The organism is Streptomyces sp. NPDC002884, assembly GCF_040295245.1.
In the GTDB taxonomy this organism is placed as follows: Bacteria; Actinomycetota; Actinomycetes; order Streptomycetales; family Streptomycetaceae; genus Streptomyces.
The window spans coordinates 14,981-31,278 of the sequence record NZ_JBEOVB010000023.1 but is presented as its reverse complement, the minus strand read 5'-3'; the positions used below and the strand labels follow the sequence as shown (position 1 = coordinate 31,278).

General features: G+C 70.3%; 14 protein-coding genes. 9 read left to right on the top strand and 5 right to left on the bottom strand.

The annotated features are described in order from the left end of the window. The first annotated feature begins 75 nt into the window (after nt 1–75). A complete protein-coding gene (locus ABT070_RS32555; RefSeq protein ID WP_351765908.1) occupies nt 76–1,092 on the top strand; it encodes a bile acid:sodium symporter family protein in 1,017 nt (338 codons plus the stop codon). 202 nt (nt 1,093–1,294) lie between these two features. Next, nucleotides 1,295–1,822, top strand: coding sequence for an isochorismatase family protein (locus ABT070_RS32550; RefSeq protein ID WP_351765906.1), 528 nt, complete (start codon nt 1,295–1,297; stop codon nt 1,820–1,822). Between the two features lie 72 nt (nt 1,823–1,894). Here ABT070_RS32550 and fdhD read toward each other — a convergent pair whose 3' ends face one another. From fdhD to ABT070_RS32525, 5 genes are read right to left on the bottom strand one after another with little or no spacing between them, the layout of a single operon-like run. Continuing rightward, nucleotides 1,895–2,743, bottom strand: coding sequence for a formate dehydrogenase accessory sulfurtransferase FdhD (gene fdhD, locus ABT070_RS32545; RefSeq protein WP_351765904.1), 849 nt, complete (start codon nt 2,741–2,743; stop codon nt 1,895–1,897). A 7-nt stretch (nt 2,744–2,750) separates the two neighbouring features. Further along, entirely contained in the window at nt 2,751–3,611 is an 861-nt protein-coding gene (locus tag ABT070_RS32540; protein WP_351765902.1) for a 2Fe-2S iron-sulfur cluster-binding protein, read from the bottom strand. A gap of 28 nt (nt 3,612–3,639) precedes the next feature. Further along, nucleotides 3,640–5,463, bottom strand: a complete 1,824-nt coding sequence (locus ABT070_RS32535) for an NADH-ubiquinone oxidoreductase-F iron-sulfur binding region domain-containing protein (protein ID WP_351765901.1) — start codon at nt 5,461–5,463, stop codon at nt 3,640–3,642. A 4-nt stretch (nt 5,464–5,467) separates the two neighbouring features. Then, nucleotides 5,468–7,393 carry a molybdopterin oxidoreductase family protein gene (locus ABT070_RS32530; RefSeq protein ID WP_351765899.1) on the bottom strand — a complete coding sequence of 642 codons (1,926 nt, stop codon included), beginning with the start codon at nt 7,391–7,393 and terminating at the stop codon, nt 5,468–5,470. A gap of 16 nt (nt 7,394–7,409) precedes the next feature. After that, nucleotides 7,410–8,381: a 2-dehydropantoate 2-reductase gene (locus ABT070_RS32525; RefSeq protein ID WP_351765897.1), complete on the bottom strand. Its 972-nt coding sequence runs from the start codon at nt 8,379–8,381 to the stop codon at nt 7,410–7,412. A gap of 301 nt (nt 8,382–8,682) precedes the next feature. Between ABT070_RS32525 and ABT070_RS32520 the strand changes: the two genes are divergently transcribed. The 7 genes from ABT070_RS32520 (at nt 8,683) to ABT070_RS32490 (ending at nt 16,296) form a co-directional block, all read left to right on the top strand. Beyond that, the gene (locus tag ABT070_RS32520) at nt 8,683–10,020 is read left to right on the top strand and encodes an OFA family MFS transporter (RefSeq protein ID WP_351765895.1); all 1,338 of its coding nucleotides are present in this window, start codon (nt 8,683–8,685) and stop codon (nt 10,018–10,020) included. Then, nucleotides 9,986–10,123: an MFS transporter small subunit gene (locus ABT070_RS32515; RefSeq protein WP_020125643.1), complete on the top strand. Its 138-nt coding sequence runs from the start codon at nt 9,986–9,988 to the stop codon at nt 10,121–10,123. Before ABT070_RS32520 ends, ABT070_RS32515 begins: the two co-directional genes overlap by 35 nt. A gap of 191 nt (nt 10,124–10,314) precedes the next feature. Next, nucleotides 10,315–11,262, top strand: coding sequence for a beta-ketoacyl-ACP synthase III (locus tag ABT070_RS32510; RefSeq protein WP_351765893.1), 948 nt, complete (start codon nt 10,315–10,317; stop codon nt 11,260–11,262). A gap of 227 nt (nt 11,263–11,489) precedes the next feature. Further along, nucleotides 11,490–12,167 (top strand): GntR family transcriptional regulator, encoded by a 678-nt coding sequence (locus tag ABT070_RS32505; protein ID WP_351765891.1) that lies wholly within the window; start codon nt 11,490–11,492, stop codon nt 12,165–12,167. A 195-nt stretch (nt 12,168–12,362) separates the two neighbouring features. Continuing rightward, the gene (locus ABT070_RS32500) at nt 12,363–13,544 is read left to right on the top strand and encodes an ROK family transcriptional regulator (RefSeq protein ID WP_351765889.1); all 1,182 of its coding nucleotides are present in this window, start codon (nt 12,363–12,365) and stop codon (nt 13,542–13,544) included. A gap of 176 nt (nt 13,545–13,720) precedes the next feature. Then, complete coding sequence (locus tag ABT070_RS32495; protein ID WP_351765888.1) at nt 13,721–15,283, top strand: sugar ABC transporter ATP-binding protein; 1,563 nt, start codon at nt 13,721–13,723, stop codon at nt 15,281–15,283. Then, a complete protein-coding gene (locus tag ABT070_RS32490) occupies nt 15,280–16,296 on the top strand; it encodes an ABC transporter permease (RefSeq protein ID WP_351765886.1) in 1,017 nt (338 codons plus the stop codon). Before ABT070_RS32495 ends, ABT070_RS32490 begins: the two co-directional genes overlap by 4 nt. The last annotated feature ends 2 nt before the right edge of the window (nt 16,297–16,298 follow it).

Genomic DNA, 16,298 nt, shown 5'->3' with positions numbered 1-16,298 from the left:
ACGATACGGAGGAGGACGATGGGGAGGGGTTCCTCGAGCCCGGACGTCAGCCCATCGAACAGCACGTGGAGCACCGTGAAACGCCTGCACTGGCCGAGTCGGATGCCGGTCGACCCCTACATCCTGCTGCTGCTCGGCACCGTCGGGTTCGCGGCGCTGCTCCCGGCGCGGGGTGCCGCCGCCGACGTGGCCTCGGGCGCCTCCACGGCCGCGATCGCTTTCCTCTTCTTCCTCTACGGCGCCCGGCTCTCCACCCGTGAGGCGCTGGACGGGCTGAAGCACTGGCGGCTCCACGTGACCGTCCTGGCCTGCACCTTCCTGGTCTTCCCGCTGCTCGGCCTGGCCGCGCGCGGCCTCGTCCCGGTGTTCCTCACCCAGCCGCTCTACCAGGGGCTGCTCTTCCTCACCCTGGTGCCGTCGACGATTCAGTCGTCCATCGCCTTCACCTCCATCGCCCGGGGCAACGTGCCGGCCGCGATCTGCGCCGGCTCCTTCTCCTCGCTGGTCGGCATCGTCGTCACCCCGCTGCTCGCGGCAGCCCTGCTCGGCAGCAGCGGTGGCGGCTTCGCCGCGGACTCGCTGATCGAGATCGTGGTGCAGCTGCTCGTACCGTTCGTCGCCGGTCAGCTGCTGCGGCGCTGGATCGGCGGGTTCGTCACCCGGCACAAGAAGGTGCTCGGACTCGTCGACCGAGGCTCGATCCTCCTGGTCGTCTACACGGCGTTCAGCGAGGGCATGGTCCAGGGCATCTGGCACCAGGTGAGCGCCGTACGGCTGGGTGGGCTGCTCATCGTGGAGGCCGTTCTGCTCGCCGTGATGCTCGTCCTGACCTGGTACGGCGGCAAGGCGCTGCGGTTCGACCGCGAGGATCGCATCGCCATCCAGTTCGCGGGCTCGAAGAAGTCCCTCGCCTCCGGGCTGCCGATGGCGAGCGTCCTGTTCGGCGCGCATGCGTCCCTGGCGGTGCTGCCGCTGATGCTCTTCCACCAGATGCAGCTGATGGTGTGCGCGGTCATCGCCAAACGCCGGGCGAGGGACCCGCTGGAGGCATCGCGGGAACCTGCCGACGAGAAGGCGGCGGCCGCGGCGTGAGATCGTCGCCGGTCGCCGGTCGCCGGTCGCCGGTCGCCGGTCGCCGGTCGCCTGTAGACAGTCGGCTGCGGTCCGCGGATGGTCGCGGGGCGACCGTATGCAATGTGCGTTCGACTCCGTCCTGGCTTCCGTCCACCGCCGACCATCGACCGGCTGATCCGGATATCCGGCACGGAGGGCTGACGACGGATAACGTTCCGTCATGAACGCAGCTTTCCCACTCGTCCCCGCGCGCAGCGCCCTCGTCCTCGTCGACCTGATGGACCGCATCGTCGCGTTGCCCCTGGAGCCCCACAAGGGAACCGAAGTACTGACTGTCGTGCAGGAGTTGGCGGCGGCGTTCCGCTCGGTCGGCGCGCCCGTCGTCCTCGTCCGCGTCGAGCGTCCCGGCGTCGCCGAGCAGCCACCCGGCAGCGGACTGGTCCAAGGGCTGTACCAGGAGGGCGACGTGGAGATCGTCAAGCGGACGATCGGCGCCTTCCAGGGGACCGGCCTGGACGATCGACTCCGCGAACACGGCGTGACGACCCTCGTGTTCGGCGGTATCGCCACCAACCTCGGCGTCGAGTCCACCGCCCGTGCCGCCGGCGATCTCGGTTACGACCTGGTCTTCGTCGAGGACGCGATGTCCGCGCTCACGGGAGCCGAACACGAGGCTTCGGTGAAGCTGGACTTCCCTCGGCTCGGGACCGTGGCGCGCGCGACCGACGTGCGGTTCACGAGCGGCTGAGGCGGGGCCCCTGCGGCGCAGGGGGCGCTCCCCGCCGGTCGGGGCCCCGCCGCCGTGCCGCGGGGAACCGGGTCAGCCCTGGGCGGCCGCGGTCCGCAGGGTGATGCGGTCCTCACCCGCGTACACGTTCATGGAACTGCCCCGCAGGAAGCCCACCAGTGTCAGTCCGGTCTCCGCGGCCAGATCCACGGCCAGGGAGGAGGGCGCCGAGACCGCCGCGAGCATCGGGATGCCCGCCATCACGGCCTTCTGCGCCAGTTCGAACGAGGCCCGGCCCGACACCAGCAGGATCGTCCGCGACAGGGGCAGCTCCCCGTTCTGGAGGGCACGGCCGACCAGCTTGTCGACGGCGTTGTGCCGTCCCACGTCCTCGCGTACGTCCAGCAGCTCGCCGTCCTCGGAGAAGAGCGCCGCCGCGTGGAGCCCCCCGGTCCGGTCGAAGACCCGCTGGGCCGCGCGAAGCCGGTCGGGGAGGCTCGTGAGCAGTTCGGGTGCGATCCGGAGCGGGGGAGTGTCGGCGATGGGCCAGCGGGCCGTCGTGCGGACCGCGTCCAGGCTCGCCTTGCCGCACAGGCCGCAGGAGGAGGTGGTGTAGACGTTCCGCTCGAGGGTGATGTCGGGCATCGTCACGTCGGGGGCCGTCCGGACGTCCACCACGTTGTAGCTGTTGCCCCCGTCGACCGTCGCGCCCGCGCAGTAGACGATGTTCAGCAGATCGGATGCGGCGGCCAGTACGCCTTCGCTGACCAGGAAGCCGGCCGCCAGCGCGAAGTCGTCACCGGGTGTGCGCATGGTGATGGCCAGCGGCTTGCCGTTGAGCCGGATCTCCAGTGGCTCCTCGGCGACCAGGGTGTCCGGCCGGGCGGAGACCACCCCGTCCCTGATGCGGACCACCTTGCGTCGTTCGGTGACTCGTCCCATGTCGTGATCAGCCCCGGTTCTGTACGTGCTGGTAGCCGAAGCGGCCCTTGATGCAGAGATTCCCGTGGGTCACGGGGTTGTCGTGCGGTGAGGTGACCTTCACGATCTCATTGTCCTGCACATGGAGCGTGAGGTTGCAGCCCACCCCGCAGTAGGCGCATACGGTCGTGGTCTGCGTCTGTGCCGATTCGTCCCAGTTTCCGGCCGTCCGCCGGTCGTACTCGGACTTGAACGACAGCGCTCCGGTCGGGCACACCTCGATGCAGTTGCCGCAGTACACGCACGCCGAGTCGGTGAGCGGAGCGTCGTGCTCGACGGCGATCCGGGCGTCGAAACCACGCCCCGAGACGGAGATCGCGAAGGTGTTCTGCCACTGGTCACCGCAGGCGTCCACGCACTTGTAGCAGAGGATGCACTTGTCGTAATCGCGTACATAGAGATTGTTGTCGATCTTCGGTTCCTCGTTCAGCCGGGCCGCGTCGGGGCCGAAACGGTCCGGCTTCGCTTCGTACTCCTTGATCCATTCCGCAACCATCGGTGTCGTGGACAGGTCGACCGAGGACGCCAGCAGCTCGAGCACGATTCTGCGGCTGTGCCGGGCCCGCTCGGTGTCGGTACGGACCTCCATACCGGGCTCCGCCCTGCGCGAGCAGGCCGGCACCAGGGTCCGGGAGCCCTCGACCTCCACCACGCAGACCCGGCAGGCGTTCTTCGGGGTGAGCGTGTCGCCCTGGCACAGGGTCGGGACGTCCTTCCCGGCGGCCCGGCAGGCGTCGAGGATCGTCGATCCCTCGGGCGCCCTGGCCTCCTGTCCGTCGATCGTGAACTCCACCAGCCGACGCGGCACTCCCAGCGGTATCGCGGTCATACGGCGGCTCCTGTGCGGACGGTCGCGGTCATTCGTACGCCCCCAGACGGTCGATGGCGGATTCCACGGCGTTCCACGCGGTCTGGCCCAGTCCGCAGATCGAGGCGTCCCGCATGGCGCGGCCGACCTCGCGCAGCAGGGCGATGTCGTCGGCGGCGTCGGCGCCGGTCCGCTCCACGATCCGGTGCAACGCCTCCTCCTGCCGCACGGTCCCGACCCGGCAGGGCACGCACTGCCCGCACGACTCGTCCCGGAAGAACTCGGCGATGCGCAACAGCAGTCGGGGCATCGGCACGGTGTCGTCGAAGGCCATCACCACTCCCGAACCGAGCGTCGTGCCCGCCTCCCGGGTGCCCTCGAACGTCAGCGGGACGTCCAGTTCGTCGGGCCGTACGAAGCCGCCGGCCGCGCCACCGAGCAGTACGGCACGCAGGCCCGCGCCGACCCCGGCGAGAGCGAGGAGTTCGCCCAGCGTCGCGCCGAAGGGGAGTTCGTACACGCCGGGTCGCTCGACGGTGCCCGACACGCAGAACAGCTTGGGCCCGGTGGATCGGGACGTGCCGATCGCCGCGTAGGCCGGTGCGCCCATGGTGAGGATCGGCAGGACGTTGACCAGTGTCTCCACGTTGTTCTCGACCGTCGGCCTGCCGAACAGGCCCTTCTCCACGGGGAAGGGCGGTTTCGAGCGGGGCTCGCCCCGGTACCCCTCGATGGAGTTGAACAGGGCCGTCTCCTCGCCGCAGATGTACGCGCCGGCGCCCCGCCGGATCTCGATGTCGAAGGCGTAGCCCTGGCCGAGGATGTCGTCGCCGAGCAGACCACGGGCGCGTGCACGGGCGACCGCGTGTTCCATACGGTGCAAGGCGCGCGGATACTCGCCGCGGAGGTACAGGTACCCCTTGTGCGCGCCGACCGCGTACGCGGCAACCGTCATCGCCTCCACCAGCGCGTACGGGTCGCCCTCCATCAGTACGCGGTCCTTGAAGGTGCCCGGCTCGGACTCGTCCGCGTTGCACACCAGGTAGTGCGGACGGTCGGGCTGGGCCGCCGTGGCCTGCCACTTGCGGCCGGTGGGGAAGGCGGCGCCGCCCCGCCCGAGCAGACCGGAGTCGGTGACCTCGCGGATGACCGCGGCGGGACCGAGCGCGAAGGCGCGGCGCAGGGCCGTGTAGCCGCCGTGGGCCCGGTAGTCGTCGAGCGAGGTCGGGTCGACCACGCCGACCCGGTTCAGCAGGATCAGCGACGGGTCCCCGGCCTGGGGCACCGCGCTCGCCGCCGGCCGTTCCCCGGGCGCCGAGCCGGGGGCGCTCGCGGCGAGTACGGCCGCCTCGACGCTCGTCGGCGCCGACACCGCCGTACGCACCGGATCACCCGCCTTGACCGCGAGCGCGGCCGGGGCGCGCTCGCACAGGCCGAGGCAGGGGCTGCGCTCGACGGCCACGCCACTGCCCGCGCCCAGGCGTGACTCGATCCCGGCACACAGCGCGGGGGCGCCCGCGGCGGCGCAGGCGAGGTCCGTGCACACGTGGAGCACGGTGGCCGGCCGTGGCGCGACCGAGAACATCGCGTAGAAGGTGGCGACGCCGTAGGCCTCCGCCGGGGGCACGGTCAGGCGGCGGCACAGGTAGCCGAGTGCGCCCTCGCTGATCCAGCCGATGCGGTCGTTGATCGCGTGCAGCCCCGGCAGCAGCAGGTCGCGGCGGTCCCGGGCCTCGTGTCCGCCCCGCGCCCACCGCAGATCCGCGTCGGAACGGTCGGCGCCCTCCCACGAGGACTCCGGTGGGCCGAACAGGGCGTCCACGGCCGCGCGTTCGTCGTCCGTCGGTTTGCTGTCGCCGAAGTGCAGGTCCACGACATCACCTCACGTAGGTCGGGGCCGGGAGCTTCTCGATCCGGATCGCCGACGCCTTGAACTCCGCGGTCCCCGCGATCGGGCAGTTCGCCTCGATCGTCAGCTGGTTGGTGTCCACCTCGTCGGGAAAGTGCATGGTCATGAAGGCGAGCCCGGGCCGCAGCGCGGTGTCGATCCACACCGGCGCCACCACGGATCCGCGCCGTGAGCTCACCCGCACCTCCTCGCCGACGACGATCCCGTAGTGCTCCGCGTCCTCCGGGCACAGCTCGACGTACTCGCCGCGTCGTAGCGGGGAGGCGAAACTCCCGCTCTGCACACCGGTGTTGTAGGAGTCGAGTCGTCGCCCGGTCGTCAGCCGGATCGGGTACTCCTCGTCCGTGAGGTCGACCGGCGGGTCGTGCTGGACGATCCCGAACGGCGCGCGCCTCCCACGCCGTTGTGGCTCCTTCTCCCACAACCGGGCATGCAGATAAGCGGGTTCGATGCCCTCGGTGCTCGGGCACGGCCACTGGATGCCCTGATGCTGCTCCAGCCGCTCGTACGTCATCCCGTAGTGCGCCGGGGACACCGACCTGAGCTCGTTCCACACGGCCTCGGCGTCCGCGTACTTCCACGCGTGGCCGAGCCGGGTCGCCAGGTCGCAGAGGATGTCGATGTCCTCGCGCGCCTCGCCGGGCGGCGTCACGGCGCGCCGCACCCGCTGAACTCGCCGTTCGCTGTTGGTCGTCGTGCCGTCGGTCTCCGCCCAGCCGGCCGTGGCGGGCAGCACCACGTCCGCCAGCTCGGCGGTCCTGGTGAGGAAGATGTCCTGCACGACGAGGAAGTCGAGGGACCGCATACGGCGTACGGCCTGCTCGCTGTCCGCCTCCGACTGGGCGGGGTTCTCGCCGATGCAGTAGACCGCCTTCAGCGAGCCCTCCTCCATCGCCTCGAACATCTCCGTGAGGTTCAGCCCGTAGTCCGGCTGGATGACGGTGTCCCAGGCCGACTCGAACCTCAGCCGGGCATCGGGGTCGAGGATGTCCTGGAACCCGGGGAGGCGGTTGGGGATCGCGCCCATGTCGCCGCCGCCCTGGACGTTGTTCTGCCCGCGCAGGGGCTGGAGGCCGGAACCGTAGCGGCCCACGTGCCCGGTCAGCAGCGAGAGATTGATGAGCGCGCGCACGTTGTCCGTGCCGTTGTGGTGCTCGGTGATGCCGAGGGTCCAGCACAGTTGGGCACGCTCGGCGCGGGCGTAGGCATGCGCCAACTCCCTTGTGGCGGCAGCCGGTACGCCCGTCACCTTCTCCGCCAGGGACAGTGTCCAGGGCTCCACGAGAGCCCGGTACGCCTCGAAGTCGCCGGTCGCCCGTTCCACGAACGCCTCGTTGGCGAGGCCCGCGTGGATGATCTCGCGGCCGATCGCGTGCGCCATCGGGATGTCCGTGCCGACGTTGAGGCCGAGCCAGCTGTCCGCCCACTCGGCGGTGGACGTCCGGCGTGGGTCGACCGCGTACATCCGGGCGCCGTTCCGCACCCCCTTGAGAACATGCTGGAAGAAGATCGGATGCGCGAACCGCGCGTTGGACCCCCACATCACGATGACGTCGGTGTGCTCGATCTCCTCGTACGACGACGTCCCGCCGCCGGAGCCGAAGGCGGCCGACAGGCCGGCGACGCTCGGCGCGTGACAGGTCCGGTTGCACGAGTCGACGTTGTTGGTGCCCATGACGACCCGGGCGAACTTCTGCGCCACGTAGTTCATCTCATTGGTCGCGCGGGCGCAGGAGAACAGGCCGAACGCGTCACGGTTGCGCTGGAGGCCCCGCGCGGTGCGTTCCAGCGCCTCTTCCCAGCTCGCCTCGCGAAACGGTTCGTCGCGGGAGTCCCTGATGAGCGGTCGGGTGAGCCGGGTGTAGGTCTTCGGAGTCCGGTCGCGTTTCCTCATGCGTGCTCCCCAGCGATCATGCGGCGCTCCTCAGCGCGAGCAGGTCCGAGATGGCGTGCACGGTGCGCAGGGTGGGCACGTGCACGCCGGTGATCTCCGCCAGCTCGACGACCGCCGCCAGGAGTACGTCGAGTTCGAGCGGCTTGCCGCGCTCCAGGTCCTGGAGCGTGGAGGTGCGGTGGTCGCCGACCTTCTCCGCGCCCGCGAGCCGGCGCTCGATGGAGACGCCCACCTCGCAGCCCAGCGCCTCGGCGACCGCGAGCGTCTCGCGCATCATCGTCTCGATGACCTGGCGGGTACCGCCGTGCAGGCACATCTGCCGCATGGTGGCGCGGGCCAGGGCGCTGATCGGATTGAAGGAGATGTTGCCCAGCAGCTTGAGCCAGATGTCGTTGCGCAGGGCCGGTTCCACCGGGCATTTCAGCCCGCCGGCCTGCATGGCCTCGCTGAAGGCCAGACAGCGGGCCGAGACACCGCGGTCGGGTTCGCCGACGGAGAACCGCGTTCCTTCCAAGTGCCGTACGACGCCCGGACCTTCGAGTTCGGTGGCCGCGTAGACCACACAGCCGACGGCCCGTTCGGGCGCGAGCACCGCACTGACCGCGCCGCCCGGGTCCACACTCTCGACCCGCAGTCCGTCGTAAGGCCCGTCGTGGCGGTGGAAGTACCACCAGGGGATGCCGTTCTGCGCGGCGACCACCGCGGTGGAGTCGTGCAGCAGGGGCTCGATCAGCGGCCCGCACGCCGCGTACGAGTTGGCCTTGAGGCCCAGGAAGACGAAGTCGACCGGGCCGATCTCGCCCGGGTCGTCGGTGGCGTGGGCGCGGGCGGTGAAGTCGCCGCGCGGACTGAGCACCCGCACCCCGTCCCGCCTCATGGCCGCGAGATGCGGTCCACGGGCGACGAGATGCACGTCGGCGCCGGCGCGGTGAAGCGCTGCACCGACGTAGGCGCCGATCGCACCGGCGCCGAGGACTGCGACTTTCATTGCGAGGGAGCTCCGTTCGGTCGAGGGTACCGAGGAACTGTCGAATCCTGTCGACGAAATATTGTCTACAGTATGGAAGTGGGGGCGGCAAGGGTTCGCGCAGCGTCCGAGGGGCTTCCCGGCGACCCCCGGGTGGGTGCCCGGGGGCGGCGCCGAGACGAATGAGGGGCTGTAACGGCCTCGCAAGCGGTTACGGAAACCGGTCGGTCCGACCGTTCGGCGCATCCTGGATACCGTTCACCGCATACGGTCGACGCGCCGCCTTTTCAACGCCCGCGCCGGTTCCTACCGTCCAGGACTCATGAGTCCCCCTGTCGCACCGGCCGGCTGGAGCCGCTGGCTCGTCCCCCCCGCCGCTCTCTCGGTCCATCTCTCCATCGGCCAGGCCTACGCCTGGTCCGTGTTCAAGCCGCCGCTGGAATCCGCGCTCGGCCTCAGCGGCACCGAGAGCGCGCTCCCGTTCCAGCTCGCCATCGTCATGCTCGGCCTCTCCGCCGCCTTCGGCGGCACACTCGTCGAGCGCAACGGGCCGCGTTGGGCGATGACCGTCGCCCTGGTCTGCTTCTCCTCCGGCTTCCTGATCTCCGCGCTCGGGGCCGCCACCGAGCAGTACTGGCTGATCGTTCTCGGCTACGGCTTCGTCGGCGGAATCGGCCTCGGCATCGGTTACATCTCGCCCGTCTCCACCTTGATCAAGTGGTTCCCGGACCGGCCCGGTATGGCCACCGGAATCGCCATCATGGGCTTCGGCGGCGGCGCGCTCATCGCCTCGCCCTGGTCGGCGCAGATGCTGGAGTCGTTCGGATCCGACAGCTCCGGCATCGCCCTCGCGTTTCTCGTACACGGACTTTCGTATGCGGTATTCATGACGCTGGGTGTCCTGCTGGTGCGGGTACCGCGTGGCACGCAGCCGGTCGCGGGCGGACCCGGCGCCGTCGAGGGCGTGCAGGTCTCGGCGAGCAGGGCCGTACGCACTCCGCAGTTCTGGTGCCTGTGGGTCGTGCTCTGCATGAACGTGACCGCGGGCATCGGCATCCTGGAGAAGGCCGCCCCGATGATCACGGACTTCTTCGCCGACACCTCCACCCCGGTGTCGGTGTCCGCGGCCGCGGGCTTCGTCGCCCTGCTGTCCGCGGCGAACATGGCGGGCCGGATCGGCTGGTCGTCGACCTCCGACCTGATCGGACGCAAGAACATATACCGGGTGTACCTGGGCGTCGGCGCCCTGATGTACGCCCTCATCGCGCTGATCGGTGACTCGTCGAAACCCCTGTTCGTGCTGTGCGCGCTGGTGATCCTCTCCTTCTACGGCGGCGGCTTCGCGACGATCCCCGCCTATCTCAAGGACCTGTTCGGGGCCTACCAGGTCGGCGCGATCCACGGCCGGCTGCTCACCGCCTGGTCCACCGCAGGCGTGCTCGGTCCGCTGATCGTCAACTGGATCGCCGACCGGCAGGAGGACGCCGGGAAGCACGGCTCGTCCCTGTACACCCTGTCCCTGTTCATCATGATCGGACTGCTGGCCGTCGGCTTCGTCGCCAATGAGCTCGTCCGGCCGGTCCACGCCCGCCACCACCACGTCCCCGCCCCGAGGGAGGCCGCTGATGTCGAACGACAGCAGCCCGAGTCCGCAGCCTGACCGGCGGCCGCTGATCGCCTTCGCCTGGCTGTGGGTGGGGGCGCCGCTCGCCTACGGGCTGTACGAGCTGGTACAGAAGGCGACGCAGCTGTTCACCAAGTAACCCGGTAGCGGTGTTGCTCGGGGGGCGGGTGTTCGGCGGGTACGCGTTCGGCGGTTGCTCGGGCGTCCGAGGGCTATGGGGAAGCCGACAACCCCGGAACCGGTTTCCTGTCGCTTCACGCGCCCCCGTACCCGTGAGTCACTGATCAGACTGGTGGATCCCGCTACCCAAGGCAACGAGGGGACCCCCCAATGAACGGCTCGCGCATCGCCGCCGTCGGCCACTACCAGCCCGCCAAGGTGCTCACCAACGAGGATCTGGCGGGCCTGGTCGACACCAGTGACGAGTGGATCAGGAGCCGGGTGGGCATCCGCACGCGCCACATCGCCGGCCCCGACGAGCCCGTGGACGAGCTGGCCGCGCACGCCGCCGCCAAGGCGCTCGCGGCGGCCGGCCTGGCGCCGAGTGACATCGACCTGGTGCTGGTCGCCACCTCCACGGCCGTCGACCGCTCGCCGAACATGGCCGCCCGGGTCGCCGCCCGCCTCGGCATCCCGCGGCCTGCCGCGATGGACCTCAACGTCGTCTGCGCCGGTTTCACCCACGCGCTGGCCACCGCCGACCACACCGTCCGCGCGGGCGCAGCGACCCGTGCCCTGGTCATCGGCGCCGACAAGATGTCCGAGGTGACCGACTGGAGCGACCGCACGACCTGCGTGCTCGTGGGCGACGGAGCGGGCGCCGCCGTGATCGAGGCCTGTCCCGACGGCGTGGAGCCCGGCATCTCACCGGTGCTGTGGGGCTCGCTGCCCGAGATGGGGCACGCGGTGCGCATCGAGGGACAGCCGGCACGGTTCGCGCAGGAGGGGCAGAGCGTCTACCGCTGGGCCACCACTCAGCTGCCGCCGTTGGCGCGACAGGCCTGCGAGCGGGCGGGCCTCACCCCCGCGGACCTCGCCGCCGTCGTTCTGCACCAGGCGAACCTGCGCATCATCGAACCCCTCGCGCAGAAGATCGGCGCCGTCAACGCGGTGGTCGCGCGTGACGTCACCGAATCGGGTAACACCTCCGCCGCCAGCATCCCGCTCGCCTTCTCCAAGCTCGTCGAGCAGGGCGCCGTCTCCACGGGGGACCCGGTACTGCTGTTCGGCTTCGGCGGCAACCTGTCATACGCGGGGCAGGTCGTGCGCTGCCCGTGAGCTGGGACGGGGCCCGGCCGTGGGTGGATCTGTGCGGGTGGGGCGCGTCGTAGTGTGACGCGATCGACTGTGCCCGGCTCTGGCTACTGTGCGCCGTAGACTGTAGACGAAAGACAATCGATACTCGGCTGTGGACAGTCGATCGGCTGCGGACGGCCGAGTATGTCAATCGATATGTGGCTTTCCGGTTGCAGTTGCCCGGTGTTGCCCAGGAGGGGGACCGACCGATGTTGTCGACAGGACTGCCGCAGGGCGCGGTGCCCAAACTCGAACGCCCCGGACCGCTGCGCGACCGCGTCTACGAGGCACTGCTCGAACTCATCACCACCCGCGCCCTCCAGCCCGGCCAGCATCTCGTGGAGAGCGAACTCGCCACGCACCTCGGTGTCTCACGGCAGCCGGTGCGCGAGGCGCTCCAGCGGCTGAACACCGAGGGCTGGGTGGACCTCCGGCCCGCCCAGGGCGCGTTCGTGCACGAGCCGACCGAGGACGAGGCGGACCAACTCCTCACCGTGCGCACGCTGTTGGAGGCGGAGGCCGCGCGGCTCGCCGCTGCTCACGCGGACAAGGCCGGCATCGAGGCCCTGGACGAGATCCTGGCCCAGGGCATGCTGGCCGTGGCCGGTGACGACGTGGACACCGCGGTCGCCCTGAACGCCCGCTTCCACGCGAAGGTCATCGAGCTCGCGGGCAACGCGGTACTCGCCGAGCTCGCGGCCCAGGTGGACCGTCGGGTGCGCTGGTACTACACGCCGATCGCCCGGCAGCGCGGCAACCAGTCCTGGATCGAGCACCGCGACCTGATCGCCGCCATCGCCGCCCACGACGAGCAGTTGGCCACCCGGCTGATGCGTGAGCACACCGAGCACACCCGGCGCTCGTACCACGACCGCCCCAAGTCCTGAGCCCTCTCGGGACACCTGCCTCATCGGGCCTCGACCGGTTTCGGGTGCGTCGGTTCCGCTCTTTGTCCTGTGAGTGGAGAAAGTTGATGGCAATCCGTGCACAGCTTCTTCCCAGGTTCGGCAGGCGCTGCTACGTTCCCTTCGAAAGCCCGACACTGGTGGCCGAACTGAGGCGGGGAGGGGCTCGTGAGACGTATGACGGCACGACCCGCGAACGCCCACCAGGCCCGTCTGCTCAAGCTGTTGCGGGACGGCGGCCCCAACTCCCGTGCCCAACTGGGTGATCGGATCGACCTGTCACGGTCCAAGCTGGCTGTGGAGGTGGACCGGCTTCTGGAGACGGGGCTGGTCGTGGCCGACGGACTCGCCGCCTCGCGCGGTGGCCGCCGCTCGCACAACGTCCGGCTCAACCCGGGGCTGCGCTTCCTCGGCGTCGACATCGGCGCGACCTCGGTCGACGTCGCCGTCACCAACGCCGAACTGGAGACCCTCGGACACCTCAACCAGCCCCTCGACGTACGTGAGGGGCCGGTCGCGGTTTTCGAGCAAGTCCTGTCCATGGCCGCGAAGTTGAGGGCGACGGGACTCGCCGAGGGCTTCGACGGCGCCGGCATCGGCGTACCCGGGCCGGTCCGTTTCCCCGAAGGCGTACCGGTGGCGCCTCCGATCATGCCCGGCTGGGACGGCTTCCCCGTGCGGGAGGCGCTCAGCCAGGAGCTGGGCTGCCCGGTGATGGTCGACAACGACGTGAACCTCATGGCGATGGGGGAGCAGCACGCGGGCGTCGCCCGCACCGTCGCCGACTTCCTCTGCGTCAAGATCGGCACCGGGATCGGCTGCGGCATCGTCGTCGGCGGCCATGTCTACCGCGGAACGACCGGCAGCGCGGGCGACATCGGGCATATCCAGGCCGTGCCCGACGGCCGCCCGTGCGCCTGCGGCAACCGGGGTTGTCTGGAGGCCTACTTCAGCGGCGCGGCCCTGGCCCGTGACGCCGTGGAGGCGGCCCAGCAGGGCCTCTCGGCGGAACTCGCGGCACGACTGGCGACGAACGGCGGCCTCACCGCCGTCGATGTCGCCGCCGCGGCGGCCGCGGGAGACGCCATCTCCCTGGAGATGATCCGCGAGGGCGGCAACCGCGTCGGCCAGGTCATCGCCGGACTCGTCTCTTTCTTCAACCCCGGCCTGGTGGTGATCGGCGGCGGGGTGACCGGCCTCGGTCACACCCTGCTCGCCGCGATCCGTACCCAGGTGTACCGCCAGTCGCTGCCCCTGGCGACCGGCAACCTGCCCATCGTTCTGGGGGAGTTGGGCCCCACCGCCGGTGTCATCGGCGCGGCCCGGCTGATCAGCGACCACCTGTTCTCACCCGCGTAAGCCGCAACCCGACACGGTCTCACCAGCACAGTGTGCCGCTCCGCCCTGCCCTGCCCCGTTATGCCCTGCTCTGTTCTGCCCTGCCTCGTCCCGCTCCACCCTGCCCTGCTCTGCCCTGAGAACAACGACTTGTTCTGCCCTGACTCCGGCCCGCACGTCCGCCGAGGGGAATCCACATGGCAACAGAACCACCCCTGCTCAGCATGTCCGGCATCACCAAGTCCTTCCCCGGAGTACGGGCGTTGGACGGAGTCGACCTCGCCGTCCAGGCCGGTGAGGTGCACTGCCTGCTCGGCCAGAACGGTGCCGGGAAGTCCACCCTCATCAAGGTCCTGGCCGGCGCCCACCAGCCGGACGACGGCGTCATCCGCTGGCAGGGCGGCCCCGTCACCCTGCGCTCTCCGATCGCCGCCATGCGCCTCGGCATCGCCACCATCTACCAGGAGCTCGACCTGGTGGAGCACTTGTCGGTGGCCGAGAACGTGCACCTGGGACATGAACCGACGGCCGCCGGATTCGTCGTACGGGGCAAAGTGGCGCGCGCCGCAACGGGCGCTCTGCTGAAGCGACTCGGGCATCCCGAGATCGACCCTGCCCGGCTGGTGGGGGAGTTGTCGGCGGCGCAGCGGCAGATCGTCTCCATGGCGCGGGCGCTCTCCCACGACGTGCGGCTCATCGTGATGGACGAACCGTCCGCCGCGCTCGACCCCGACGAGGTCGCGAACCTGTTCCGTATCGTCGGCGACCTGACCGCCGACGGCGTGGCCGTCGTCTACATCTCGCACCGGCTGGAGGAGATCCGCCGCATCGGCGACCGTGTGACGGTACTGAAGGACGGCCGCGCGGTGGCGGGCGGGCTCCCGGCGAAGACGACACCGACCCGCGAGGTCGTCGCGTTGATGACGGGACGCAACGTCGAGTACGTCTTCCCCGAACGGCCGGGAGACGCGGTCGCCGCCACGGACGGCGTCGGGGGCGGGGCCGGTGCGGGGCCCGCGAGCGGGACGCCGGTGCTCGAGGTGCGGGGGCTCGCCAGAGAGGGTGAGTTCGCCGCCCTCGATCTGACCGTACGGCCCGGGGAGATCGTAGGGCTCGCCGGACTGGTCGGCTCGGGACGTTCGGAGATCCTGGAGACGATCTACGGGGCACGGAAACCGAGCACCGGTCAAGTCCTCGTCGACGGGCGGACGTTGCGGCCCGGCAGCGTGCGGGCGGCCGTGCGGGCAGGGCTCGGGCTCGCCCCCGAGGAACGCAAGGCGCAGGCCCTGCTGATGCTGGAGTCCGTCACCCGTAACGTCTCCGTCTCCTCCATGTCCCGTTTCTCGCGCGGGGGTTGGATCGACCGGCGGGCCGAGCGGGGCGCGGCACGGGCCGCGACGCGTGAGCTGTCGCTGCGCCCCGACCTTCCGTCCGCCCCCGTGCGCACACTGTCCGGCGGCAACCAGCAGAAGGCGGTCCTGGCCCGCTGGCTGCTGCGGGGCTGCCGGGTCCTGCTCCTCGACGAGCCGACGCGCGGCGTCGACGTCGGCGCCCGGGCCGAACTGTATGCGGTCGTCCGTCGACTGGCCGACGAAGGCCTCGCCGTGCTGCTGGTCTCCAGCGAGGTGCCCGAGGTGCTCGGCCTCGCCGACCGCGTGCTGGTGCTCCGCGAAGGCCACGTCGTCCATACGGCGCCGGCCCGTGAGCTGGACGAACACCGCGTACTCGATCTCGTCATGGAAGGAAGCCCGGCGTCATGACGCAGCCCGTCTCCCCACCGCGGGACAGCACCGACAAGGTGCCGCAGATCCCGCTCCCCGCCTGGCGCACCGTAGTGGCCCGCGCGGACGTCCGTACCCTCTCCCTGCTCGGTGTGCTCGCCGCGCTCATCGTGATCGGCGGGATCACCAAACCGGACGAGTTCCTCGACACCCGCAACCTGCAACTCGTCCTCACCCAGGGGTCCGTGATCGGCGTCGTCACCGTCGGCATGACCTTCGTCATCACCTCCGGGGGCATCGACCTCTCGGTCGGTGCGATCGTCGCGCTGGCCTCGGTGTGGGCGACCACGGTCGCCACCCAGGAATACGGTTTCGCGGGCATCCTCTTCACGGCGATGCTCGTCGGACTGGGCTGCGGCCTGGTCAACGGTCTGCTCATCGCCTACGGCGGGATGGTGCCGTTCATCGCGACGCTCGCCATGCTGGCCTCCGCCCGCGGACTGGCCCTGCAGATCACGGACGGCCGGACGCAGATCGTGACCGTGGACGGCGTCCTCGACCTGGGCGAGCGCGACGCATACGTGCTCGGCGTCCCGCCGCTGGTGATTGTCTTCGCGATCGTGACGGTCATCGGCTGGTTGGTGCTCAACCGCACCACGTTCGGTCGCCGGACGGTCGCCGTCGGCGGCAACGCGGAGGCCGCCCGGCTCGCCGGCATCGACGTACGCCGCCAGCGGCTGTACCTCTACCTGCTGTCCGGCCTGTGCTGCGGCATCGCCGCCTTCCTGCTGATCATCCTGTCCGGCTCGGGACAGAACACCAACGGCAACCTCTACGAACTCGACGCCATCGCGGCCGCGATCATCGGCGGCACGCTGCTCACCGGGGGGCGCGGCACCATCACCGGCTCCGTGCTCGGCGTACTGATCTTCACCACGATCACCAACATCTTCGCCCTGAACAACCTGCAGAGCGACGTCCAGCAGATCGCCAAGGGCGCGATCATCGTCGCCGCCGTGCTGGTCCAGCGCCGTACCGCGAGCACGACCTGAGG